Origin of the sequence: Bartonella sp. HY406 (assembly GCF_025449315.1) — a bacterium.
In the GTDB taxonomy this organism is placed as follows: domain Bacteria; phylum Pseudomonadota; class Alphaproteobacteria; order Rhizobiales; family Rhizobiaceae; genus HY038.
The window spans coordinates 2,778,203-2,789,977 of record NZ_CP104893.1 but is presented as its reverse complement, the minus strand read 5'-3'; the positions used below and the strand labels follow the sequence as shown (position 1 = coordinate 2,789,977).

The following is an 11,775-nucleotide window of genomic DNA, read 5'->3' as shown; positions in this document are numbered from 1 at the left end:
ATTTATAATTCAAGTAGCCATTAAGGTTAAATAGAAAAAATATCACCTTTGTTCATGTCTAATATACTGGCGTGCAAGGGGTGGTTTTTTGCAAACTTTTTTGGCGCATTGTGCACTTTAATCGTATATTTCTTAATCATATTTTTCCTTGAGGGGTCTTGGAAATGAAAGACAACCAAAAAACACTGCATAGCCCCATAAAGGCTATGCTTTTTGCCGCCGTATCGTTTTTGACCTTATCGCAAGCCGCATTTTCCGCGCCAGTTGAAGGGCAAGACCAAAATGCGTCATCGTCATCAAGCAGTTTAGAAAATCAAACCCGTAATGATGATAATAATGCAGGTGTCTTCACCCTTGGTACAATTACAGTTTTTGGCGCAAGAGCCAATGCTGCTACGAGCGGTTTATCGGTTTCTGAAAGCACTGTTACATCAGAAGATATTCGCGTTTATAACCGCAACACTTTGGGCGATGCACTCAAAGTGACACCTGGTGTTATAGTTCATAGTTCTGGCGGGCGGCGCAATGAAAACCGCTATTATATTCGTGGTTTTGATATGAATCAGGCGCCGTTGATGGTTGACGGCGTCCAAATTTATCTGCCCTATGATAATGGCCTTGATATTAATCGATTTTTGACACCTGATTTATCACAAATACAGGTGCAAAAGGGCTATGTATCGGTACTGAATGGCCCTGGTGGCATGGGCGGTGCTGTCAATCTGGTGACCCGCCGTCCAGAAAAAGCCTTGGAAGTTGAATTTCGTCCAACTGTTGAATTTGGCAATACAGGTAGGGTTGCCAATTATACCACCTATGGTTATGTTGGCAGTAAGCAAGACACTTATTATGTCCAAGCAAGTGGTGTTTATAGCGATAATGATGGCTTTTTTCTCTCCCGCCATTTTGATCCAGTGGTTATTGGCAATAGTATTATTGAAAATGGTGGCCGTCGTGATTTTTCATCATCAAGAGATTGGCGCGGTAATTTGAAAATTGGCTTTACGCCAAATGAAACCGATGAATATACGATTAATTATACCAAGCAAGAAGGCCACAAGGATTCGCCTTATTCAATTTTTGCGCCTGTTGATGGTTTAACAACCAAACCGCCTAAAGGTCTTGGTTACCAAGCCAATTGGAATTGGCCGCAATGGGATGTTGAAACCATATCATTGTCAAGCCACACTGAATTTGGCGAGCATACTTATCTTAATACGCGGTTTTTCTATGCTGAATTTGACAATACCATTGCAGCTTATGATGACTATCACTTTAATAGCCAGTTTAAGGGTAAGGCTTTTCGCTCAACCTATCATGACAAAAGCTATGGTATGAGCATGGAAGCTGGTACCAAGCTATTTGAACGCAATGATTTAAAAGCTGCTTTCCATTTTCGCCGTGATGAGCATGAAGAGCATAATATCAACCAGCCTTCTAAGCCAACCGCTATATATGATCCGGTAACGGGGCAAGATGAAAATATTTTTTCAATCGCGGTTGAAAATACTTTTCATGCCACGGATAAGCTCGACTTAGTTGGTGGTATTAGCTATGATTATCGTGATTTAAAAAATGCTGAATATCTCATTAAAGGGACTCGTGATATTGGGCATTTTGAACTTTCTGATGATGATGCAATAAACTGGCAAATGGCAGCAATTTATCGCCCAACCACTACTGCAGAGTGGCATGCCAGCGTTTCTAGCCGCACACGCTTTCCAACTATTAAAGAACGTTTTTCAAGTCGCTTTGGCGCGGCTGTTCCAAATCCGTGGGTGAAGGCGGAACGCGCAACAAATTATGAAATTGGCTGGTCAGACTTTGTAACCTCTGATCTTGAGGTAAGCACTGCAGTGTTTTACAATAATGTTGAGGATATGATTGATTCTGTCTATCTTGGCGTTATGAACAGCGATGGCCGTGAAATGGCGCAAAGTCGCAATGTTGGTAAAGCTCGATATTACGGCATTGAATTAAAGGCTGAATGGCAAATTAATGAAAACCTACTTTTTGGTGGAAATTATAGCTATTTGAAGGGCAAGATCACATCGCCGAATGAAAGCGAAACATTGGTGACGGGTAAGCCGCAACATCAAGCTTTCATTTATGGTAAATGGACGCCGATTGAAAAGCTCACCATTTCACCTAGCATCGAAATTGCTTCTTGGCGTTATTCACGCAGCGCAATCCAAAATATTTATCGCAAAGCTGATGGTTATGTTATCGGCAATATTTCTGCCGAATATAGCTTTACTGATAATGCAAGCTTGCTCGCAGGGGTGAGAAATATTAGCGATGAAAATTATGAAGTTGAAGCTGGTTATCCGGAGGCTGGTCGAACATTTTTTTTAAGCGGCCGTTTTACTTTTTAAGCTGAAAGTTTATGAAAATATAAAGCGCTGGTCTAACATTTTAGGCCAGCGCTTTTTTTGTTTCTAGACGAAAAATTGGTTTCTTGCATACGGCATGCATCGAATATTGTGGTTGTTAAATTGTCGCTTTTCTATCAATATGCATGATTGATAAAGATATTATTGGTAACAGGAAAAATGCTTTAAAAAATAAAAGCAGGATGTTTGTCTTTTTAAATCAAACTTAAGACAAAAACTTGTATAAAGACTGATTATGACACCTCTTTGCTATATTGCATGGCAAAATAATGCCAAACGGATGGAATTATGACCATAGAAGTTGAAAATCAGAATTGGCAAGCAAAACTGGCGCGTGTGCGTCGGCTGACCTTTGCTATTTTGATTTTCGAGCGTTTATGGCCGTTGGTCTTGCCGGTTATTTTAGTGGTTTTGAGCTTTTTTGCGCTTTCATGGTTTGGCATTTTTAAAATGGCTTCCGGTTTAACGCAAATTGGCTTGCTATTGGTTTTTGCGTGTTTACTGTTTTGGTGTTTGCTGAAATTGTTGGATTTTAGATCACCCACTCGTAGTGATGTTGATAACCGAATTGAAAAAGCAAGTAGCCTAAAGTTTCAGCCAATTCTTGCGCAATATGATGCGCTACCGCCAACCAGTGATGAAGTTGCTAAAATATTGTGGCAAGCACATCGCCAACGCTTGGTTAAATCCTTAAATAATTTACAAAGTGGCTACCCATCGCCCAATATTCCGCGCCAAGATCCCTATGGTTTGCGCTCGATTGTTATTTTAAGTTTTGCTATTGCTTTTGCCTATAGTTTTAGTCCATCCTCAGGGCGCATTGATGATGCATTTTATTTTGGCAAACATGCCGACTGGTCCAATATGCGCGTTGATGCGTGGGTTGCGCCGCCTGAATATACAGGGCGCGCTCCGATTTATTTAATTGAAAATAATACATCTTCCAAAACGGACGGACAGTTTGATGTGCCAGTCAGTAGTATTGTTAATTTGCGTATTAGCAGTGCTGATACGCGCTTAAAACTTACTGCCAATTGGCATGATGGTGACAATACGCTTAAAAGTGAAGACATTGCAGCTAAGGCCGATGATAATAGCGATGTTATGGCTTATGATGTCAAATTAACCAAAGCGGTTACGCTTTCCTTGACTGGCCCGCATAAGGATTTAAGCTGGAATTTTAATGCAATTGCTGACCAATCCCCGCGCATTAGCTGGGAAGGTGATCCCAAAAGGGCAATTAATGGTTTGCTTGATTTAAGCTATAAAATTGATGATGATTATGGTGCGGTTAAAGCTTGGGCAACGATGGAACTCGCAAAGGATGATGATGGCGAGATCCCATTATCAAAAGGGCACCAGCTTTTTCCAGTGCCTGATATTACTTTAACATTGCCACGCAATGGTAAGGGAATTACTCGCACATCCAAAGATTTTGCCGCAAATCCTTGGGCCGGTGCTAAGGTTTATATGACCTTGCATGCACAAGATGCAGCCGGTAATCTTGCATCAAGTGAGCCTAAAGAGTTGGTTTTGCCACAACGTAGTTTTGGCAATCCACTTGCCCGCGCTTTGATTGAGCAGCGTGGCTTATTGATTGCAGATACAGCCAATAAAGATCATATTCTTGATATGCTTTATGCCGTGCAAATTCGTCCAAAAGATACAATTAAGAATGCCACAACGGTGATAACCCTTGCGAGTGTTAAGCGCCGCCTTGCCGGTGCTAATAATGATGAAGAATTTCGCAATATTGCCGACTATTTATGGGATATTGCCGTTGGAGTTGAAGGTGGCAGCTTAAGTGCAGCAGCACAAAGACTAAAAGCTGCACAGCAAGCCTTGCGCGATGCTTTGCGTAATGGCGCAAGTCAAGACGAGATTGAGCGTTTAATGGCTGAGTTGAAAAACGCCATGTCCGCTTATATGGATGAGCTTGCGCAAAGTGGCCAAAAATTGCAACAACAGCCCGGCCAGCAAATGCAGGACTTGAGTGAAGATGAATTGCAAAAGAAGTTAAAGGAGCTTGAAGACCTTGCCAAAATTGGAAATCGTGCTGCGGCAGAGCAATTATTATCTGAACTTGAAAAAATGATGGATAATATGCAAGTCACCCAAAGTGAGGGGGGCAGCGGTAGTGGTAAGGGCGAGAATAAAGATAGCGCAAAGCAAGAAATGCAGAAAAATATCGATAAATTATCGGATTTAATGCGCCGCCAACAAGAAATGCTTAATGATACTAATAAGATGACTGGCGAACATCAGCGTGGTGAAAAATCTGATGAGGATTTTGCTAAAGATCTTGATGATTTAAAAAAACGCCAACAAGAATTATCCAGTGATTTAAAAAATCTGCAAGAGGATTTAAAAAAGCAAGGCATGAAACAAGGCGAAGGTCTTGATGATGCAGGGCAAGCGATGGAACAATCGCAAGAAGCGCTAGATAATGAAGATGGCGAATCGTCAACCCAAAGCCAAGCCGATGCCCTTGATGCAATGCGCAATGGCGCGCAGGAAATGATGGCTGAGATGCGCGAAGCCTTGAAGGAAAAAGGTGAAGGCACACCCAATGATGATCGCAAGATTGATCCATTGGGGCGTGAGATGGGCGGCGAGCAAAATCAGCATGGTGATAATGCAATTCCAAGTGAAAGCGATATTCAAAAAGCCCGACGCATCTTGGATGAAATTAGGAAACGCCTTGGCAATCTTACTCCAGAAATGGAACGCCAATATCTTGAACGCTTGCTAAATTTTGATTGATGCCTATTTGTGTTAAGCTAAGAATTAAACACCAATTATATTAGGTAATGTATTTAGCCGAATTGAGGTGGTTCATAAATATTGGTCTTAGGTGCTATGCCGTGATATTTTTCGACCTCGACAAGGCAGGAATTGGCACTGGTGGCTTGGGTGAGGGTTGATGTTCCTTGATCTTGTGTCAAGACATTGGGATTGCCATTAAGCTCAAGCTTGTTACCGTTTTCATCTTGCCATGGATTAAACCAAGCCCCTGTTGCCATTTGTGTGACGCCTTGTTTTATATCTTGGCTAAGTTTTGCTATTGCAAGGCAGGCACCGCGCTCGTTAAAAACGCGCACCAGATCATTTTCTTTTATATTTCGCTGTTTTGCATCATCTTCATGGATGAGGATTGGCTGGCGGCCATGCTGTTTGGTCGCTTGTGGTTGTGCTGCATGATCCCACTGGCTGTGGAGTTTGTCGCTAGGTTGGCAGGTAAGTAGGTGAAGCGGAAAACTCTTTGTTTTATCTGATCCGAGCCATTCACTTGGTGGCAGCCAGGTTGGATGAGGTGGGCAGTCTTGATAGTTAAAAGCTGCAATGGTTTTTGAATAAATTTCTATGCGTCCTGATAGTGTCCATAAACGGTTTTCATCAGGGGATTGACGAAATTCGCTGAATAGCGGCCTTATTTGCCTTTTAGGAAGTTCAAGATAGCCCATGTCTTGAAATGTGCGATAATTGGGCAAATCAATATGTTGATGCTGAAAAATTTGGCAGCTTTGCTGATATAGCCAACATAGCCAATCCGCTTCGCTACGTTTAGCGGTAAATTGTTCTTCAAAACCTAATCGTTGAGCAATTTGCTTTAATATTTCATGATCAGTTGTGACGCCTTGCGGTGGCTCGCTTAGAGCTTTGGCATAAGTTAGGAAACTATCATTGCTGGCACTTGCTATATCATCACGCTCTAGAAATGTGGCGGCTGGAAATACGATATCGGCATGGCGGGCATGGGCATTCCACCAATGTTCATGGGTGATGATTGTTTGTGGCCTTTGCCAAGCTTCAACTAGACGATTTAAATCTTGATGATGGTGGAAGGGATTGCCGCCAATCCAATAGATGAGTTTTATATCAGGATAATTTTTGGTTTGGCCGTTAAATTGATAATTAGCATTGGGATTTAGCAACATATCGGCAATGCGGGCAACGGGGATTGCATCTTTGATCGGATTTACCCCTTGTGGTAATGATGGTAGAGCGACTTTGGGGCCAGACATGCCGATATTGCCGGCTGAAGAATAGCCAAAGCCAAAGCCTTGTCCTTTTTTTCCGATATTGCCTAGCATAGCACTAAGGGCAATTGTTGCCCAATAGACTTGCTCGCCATGATCGGCACGTTGCAACGACCATGCGACCATGATGAATGTTTTTTTGTCAATTATCTGTTTGCCCAAGGAAAAAATTATATCGGCATTAATGTCAGTGATGCCCGCTGCCCAAAAATGATCTTTAATGATGCCGTCATTTTTGCCATGAAGATAATCAACAAAATGATCAAAGCCAGTCGTGTATTGATTGATGAAATTATAATCAACTCGATGATTGACGAGGACGTGATGGCATAAAGCCAATAGTAAAGCCGTGTCGCTATTAGGACGCAAAGAAAGCCATTGGGTTTGAATATTGCTATCGCTTTTAACGGGCGAAATAGAAATAAGGTCAATGCCCTTCTGGCATAGTTTTTGCAAATGGCTATGGGTGTTATGACTAAACAGTCCACCAGAGTTAACCTGTGCATTGCGAATGGGTGTACCGCCAAACATTAAAACAAGTTCGGCTTCATCTAAAATATCGTCATAACTGGTATGATTGGCGACTAAGCCACTAAGACCACCGATAATATGGGGTAGAATTGTTTCGCCAGCGCCATAGCTATAAGTTTGGATTGAGCGAACCGAACCGCCGGCAAGATTGAAAAAGCGTTTTAATTGGCTTTGGGCATGGTGAAAGCGTCCGGCGCTTGACCAACCATAGGAGCCGCTATAAATTGCCTGATTGCCATAGATTTGTTTAATACGGGCAATTTCTTGAGCTGCAAGATCCAGAGCAAAATCCATCTCCACTTCAATAAATTCATCTTGGCCGCGTGTGCCAATTTTTGCTTCTGGTCCATATTCAAGATAGGATTTGCGAATGGCTGGTTTTAAAATGCGGCAAGGTGCAAGGCTGTATTGTGGGTAATCAGTGCCGAAGCTTGCCGGCTGGATATCTTTATAGAAGGGGAAAAGGGTTGCATGATCATGTTGATAAATGCCCCAATGGGTGGTTAGAAAATATTTGCGGTTTTCCATTTACCCATCCCTGCAAGTATTTATGCTTTTAGCTTCTTTAACCCAATCAGTGATATTATAATGCGAGTTTAAGTTCAATGATTGCTTTATTTAAAAAAGATCGAATCGTTGATAATTTAATATAAGTAATGCTTAATTTAGCGGTATTAATGACATTAAATGACAGAAAATAGATTAGAATGACCAATTATATTTTTGCTTTTCCAACTCTAATTTTTAAAAAATAATATTTAAAATCAATATATTGGTTGCGTATTGTTAGGTTTATTTGTGTGTTTTTGATTTTTTTAACAGTGATTTGCATTTTTTTCTTGCAATGAGAACAAAAGGTGAATATATGACATATATCTTCAAAATGCAAAATTGTATCCAACGACCAAGCAATGGCAAATCAGCTGCTTTATTGATGATTTATGTGATACTTGGTTGAATGACATATTGGGATAGATTTTAATTGGCTTGGTTTGTATCATTCAGCTAATAATTTAACTGTATTCCAGTCGGTTTTGGTTTCCTTGGAAATAAGCCAATTTTTAGCATTAATATTGGTTTTGGCTGCTGTTTTATAGGCTGGCATTGTTAAGATAAGTTGATTTTCATTATCCAAATCTTGTGCATTTTGGTGAATATGAGCAACAACAATAGTGCCGTCACTAAATTCAACGCTAATCGGGGTTGGGAATGTGCCGCAGTCTGGCAATTCGTCTTGCTGTTTTAGTTGGCAGCCCGGATATAGATGCGTGTTGGAAATAGAAAAGCCAACAATAAGATCATTTGCTTGATGGTTACTCATTTTACGTTCCAATTTTGTTACGTTCCAATTTTGAAATGATGCAGATGATATTTAAAATGGGTAGTTTGAGCTTTATGATTGCATTTGTCAAAAAATTGATGCCACGTTGCAAAACTTGCAGCGCTGGTAATTATGTTTTGAGGGATGCTAAGCCATAAAGTGCGAAAAGGGAATTATCTACCGCACATTTACATTTCTTAATAGATTTTTGTAAATGTGCGGTAGGTTTGTCTTTATACTTTAATTGATCGCTATTTTAAAAACGATAAATGCTAAAGGCTTTTGGATCAATCACTGGTGTTGCGCCCAATAATAGGTCCGCGGCAATTGATGCAGATACTGGGCTTTCTGTCATGCCCCAGCTTGTTGCTGTATTGACGACGAGACCTGGACATTCATTGACCAAAGAAATGATTGGCGATTCATCGGGGGCAACTGCCATAGCGCCGCTCCAGCGATCGATAATTTTTGAATCATTAAAGGCTGGAAACTCTTTTTTAAGGGCAATTAATGACGCATCCAAGTCTTTGATATCGGGGACGGCGACCATATCGCGATTGCTTTCAAATGGCGATTTTTCGTCCAATTTCCAACTGGTTTTTTGAGTGAAGGAATCAAGCAATTGTTTATTGATTGAGATGTGAATGGCAGCGTCAGGTGCAGAAAGGAGCGGAAGATATTTATAACCATAGCCAAATGAATCTTTGACGATTGGAATAACTTCAATGCGCGGTGACGTTGCATAAGTGCCATCGGCCTGCTCGCGGAAAAATATATTTCCCGGTAATGCAACATTTGCACCAGGAAGTCCCTTGCCGCCGGTAATTAATTGTTGTGATTGATAGGCTGGTAGAGTTTCTAAATCGACACCGAGATTTTGCATGAAGAGACGAGACCATGCACCACCGCAAAGGACAACACGCGATGTTTTGATTGAGCCATTTTCGGTTACTACTTCTGATACCGCGCCTGCTTGTTTTTCAATTCCGCGAGCTGCGCATTGAGTGTAAATTTTTACCCCGATTTTTTTGGCATATTCTGCCACTTTAAATGTTGTAATTTCAGGGTCGAGGCTGCCTGAATCTTCTTCAAATCCCGCAATTTTCCAATCGGAAGTCGCGCCTTTTAAACGGTCGTTTAATTCACTTCCTTCGATAATACGAGTTTGAAGTGGAATTTCTGTACCAGCTTCTTCCTTGGCTTGCGCTATCCATTTTTTTACATTTTCCAAATCTTCTTCATTAAATGGAACTTCAACACGCCCTTGAGTTCGGTAGCTTGTATCAACGCCAAGTTTTGCATTCATGTCGCGCCAATGTTTTTTACCTAAATGGTGGAGCATGAATGTTGCGCCTTCCATTTTATAAGTGATGAGCTGCCCATAAAAGCGCGATGATTGCTCGCCGGCAATATTGCCCTTTTCAACGACAACAACCGCTAAACCTTTTTCAGTAAGATTGATGGCGGTCATCAATCCTAATATGCCGCCACCGATAATAACTGCATCAGCGCTTTGCGGAAGAGGTCCTGTTGAGCCGTCAACAAAACCAACCCGTGGCTTTCCGGGAACCAATCTGCCTTCGCGCTGTAGCATGGGGGTGAGAACGCCAGTACCGACCCCAACAGCACAAATAGCTGCACCGCCCAAAATTAGTTTTCGTCTACTAATATTCATATTCAAACCTCTTTATTGAAGTTATTTCTAATTTATTGGCACGAATTAAAATTGGCCAAAAACAATATAATAGAAATAATTTATGCTATGTTTTGTTGAAATGCATGCTTGCAAATAGGGTTGTAATGCGATGAAAATTATTAGGCTTGAGACTAGAAAATCCCATTTATATTTCCTGTTTTGGGAAAGGATTTATGCCCAATTTTTATGCCGCATTTTCCCGATATTGGAAAACTATACTTGGTTTGTCATGATATGTCACTAATACAACACCAATTAGGTGATTACATTATTGTGAGCTTCATGCGAAAATGTATAAAGCGATCTCATGAGAGCGTTCAATGGAGATTAGTGATTCATCGCTGCCTATGTTTAATGAGCTGCGTCAAGTGAACAAAGTTTGGTGGCTAATGGATAAATTTTTACTTATTAATTAGTTCTACTAATAACTCTAATTACTTTTTATAGCATTCTCAATAAATTATTTAATGGTTATTGATGGGTGAAATCAAATTTGATGCAATTTGATGTTACTGCAATTTGTGAATAATTCTTAAAATGGGCAGATCATTGCGCTGCATCATTGCCGCTAATTAGGAGCTGTTATGAAATATGTAAAATTTGGGGCCACTGGCTTAGATGTATCAAAAATTTGTCTTGGTATGATGAGTTTTGGCCAACCGGGCGAACAAAACGGACTATTTCCGTGGGCTAAAGATTTTGACGCGGGTAAAGAGACGTTTAAAAAAGCGGTTGAACTTGGTATTAATTTTTTTGACACCGCCAATGTTTACCAAATGGGAAGCAGCGAAGAGATTACTGGCCAGTATATTAAGGCATTTAATCTTAATCGTGATGAAATTGTTGTGGCATCGAAGGTTAATTTTCCGATGCGCCCTAACCGTCCTAATGGTGGTGGTCTATCACGCAAAAATATTATGACCGAGATTGATCATAGTTTAAAGCGGTTGCAATTGGATTATCTTGATGTCTATCAAATTCATCGCTTAGATCATTCCACCCCTTATGAAGAAACCATGGAAGCATTACATGACGTAGTAAAAAGTGGCAAAGTTCGCTATCTTGGTGCATCTTCCATGCATGCATGGGAATTTGAGCGATTGCAGAATATTGCTGAAAAGAATAATTGGACCAAATTTGTTTCCATGCAAAATCACTATTCGCTAATTCATCGCGAGGAAGAACGGGAAATGATCCCGCTTTGTGTTGATCGCAAAGTGGCGATGATCCCGTGGAGCCCTTTAGCGGGTGGCCGATTAACCCGTCCGTGGCAAACCGCAACCGATCGTTCAAAGATTGATAATGTATCGCCGATGGTTTGGGGTAATAGTGAAGATTTGGATAAAGTGATTGTTGATAATGTTGAGACCTTGGCAAAAAAACGCGGCATTTCCATGGCGCAGCTTAGCCTTGCTTGGATGTTAAGCAAACGGTTTATCACTTCACCCATTATCGGAACAACATCACCCCATCATATTGTTGAAGCGGTAAAAGCCCTTGATATTACCCTTAATGATGATGAAATTGAGTTTGTTGAACAAGCTTATAAGCCGCATCCGGTTTTAAGTGTATTTTAAATACTGATTTTTTGGAAGTTATGCAGTAGATATTCTATAAGTATAACTTCCATCATTGAGACCTTTGGTCTTCTGTGTAAAGCTGTATTTGAACCAATTGACCAAGGGCTTTAATTTCATGGTCATTTTTGAAAAGTTAATTAATTTAAAGCGTATTGATCGAAAATAAAATGTGCGTTTTTAGTATGATTAATATTGGTTTTATCAATATGGTAAA

The 11,775-nt window shown here is 40.7% G+C and carries 6 protein-coding genes; 3 read left to right on the top strand and 3 right to left on the bottom strand.

Annotation, left to right across the window (positions count from 1 at the left end):
- Positions 1–164: 164 nt before the first annotated feature.
- Complete coding sequence (locus N6B01_RS11830) at positions 165–2,375, top strand: TonB-dependent receptor plug domain-containing protein (RefSeq protein WP_262078920.1); 2,211 nt, start codon at positions 165–167, stop codon at positions 2,373–2,375.
- A gap of 306 nt (positions 2,376–2,681) precedes the next feature.
- Positions 2,682–5,156, top strand: a complete 2,475-nt coding sequence (locus N6B01_RS11825) for a TIGR02302 family protein (protein ID WP_262078919.1) — start codon at positions 2,682–2,684, stop codon at positions 5,154–5,156.
- 53 nt (positions 5,157–5,209) lie between these two features.
- On the opposite strand, the gene N6B01_RS11820 is transcribed toward N6B01_RS11825, so the two are convergent.
- The 3 genes from N6B01_RS11820 to N6B01_RS11810 all read right to left on the bottom strand — a co-directional run bounded on the left by N6B01_RS11820 (position 5,210) and on the right by N6B01_RS11810 (position 9,960).
- Positions 5,210–7,492, bottom strand: a complete 2,283-nt coding sequence (locus N6B01_RS11820) for a molybdopterin-dependent oxidoreductase (protein WP_262078918.1) — start codon at positions 7,490–7,492, stop codon at positions 5,210–5,212.
- Positions 7,493–7,961: 469 nt separating this feature from the next.
- Positions 7,962–8,285: a hypothetical protein gene (locus N6B01_RS11815; RefSeq protein ID WP_262078917.1), complete on the bottom strand. Its 324-nt coding sequence runs from the start codon at positions 8,283–8,285 to the stop codon at positions 7,962–7,964.
- Between the two features lie 256 nt (positions 8,286–8,541).
- The gene (locus N6B01_RS11810; protein ID WP_262078916.1) at positions 8,542–9,960 is read right to left on the bottom strand and encodes an NAD(P)/FAD-dependent oxidoreductase; all 1,419 of its coding nucleotides are present in this window, start codon (positions 9,958–9,960) and stop codon (positions 8,542–8,544) included.
- Between the two features lie 605 nt (positions 9,961–10,565).
- Here N6B01_RS11810 and N6B01_RS11805 point away from each other — a divergent pair.
- Entirely contained in the window at positions 10,566–11,558 is a 993-nt protein-coding gene (locus N6B01_RS11805) for an aldo/keto reductase (RefSeq protein WP_262078915.1), read from the top strand.
- The last annotated feature ends 217 nt before the right edge of the window (positions 11,559–11,775 follow it).

What these genes read in the sequence shown, in the direction of transcription:
- N6B01_RS11810 (WP_262078916.1), bottom strand. Translation starts at nt 9,960, where the DNA reads ATGAATATTAGTAGACGAAAACTAATTTTGGGCGGTGCAGCTATTTGT.
- N6B01_RS11815 (WP_262078917.1), bottom strand. Translation starts at nt 8,285, where the DNA reads ATGAGTAACCATCAAGCAAATGATCTTATTGTTGGCTTTTCTATTTCC.
- N6B01_RS11825 (WP_262078919.1), top strand. Translation starts at nt 2,682, where the DNA reads ATGACCATAGAAGTTGAAAATCAGAATTGGCAAGCAAAACTGGCGCGT.
- N6B01_RS11805 (WP_262078915.1), top strand. Translation starts at nt 10,566, where the DNA reads ATGAAATATGTAAAATTTGGGGCCACTGGCTTAGATGTATCAAAAATT.
- N6B01_RS11830 (WP_262078920.1), top strand. Translation starts at nt 165, where the DNA reads ATGAAAGACAACCAAAAAACACTGCATAGCCCCATAAAGGCTATGCTT.
- N6B01_RS11820 (WP_262078918.1), bottom strand. Translation starts at nt 7,492, where the DNA reads ATGGAAAACCGCAAATATTTTCTAACCACCCATTGGGGCATTTATCAA.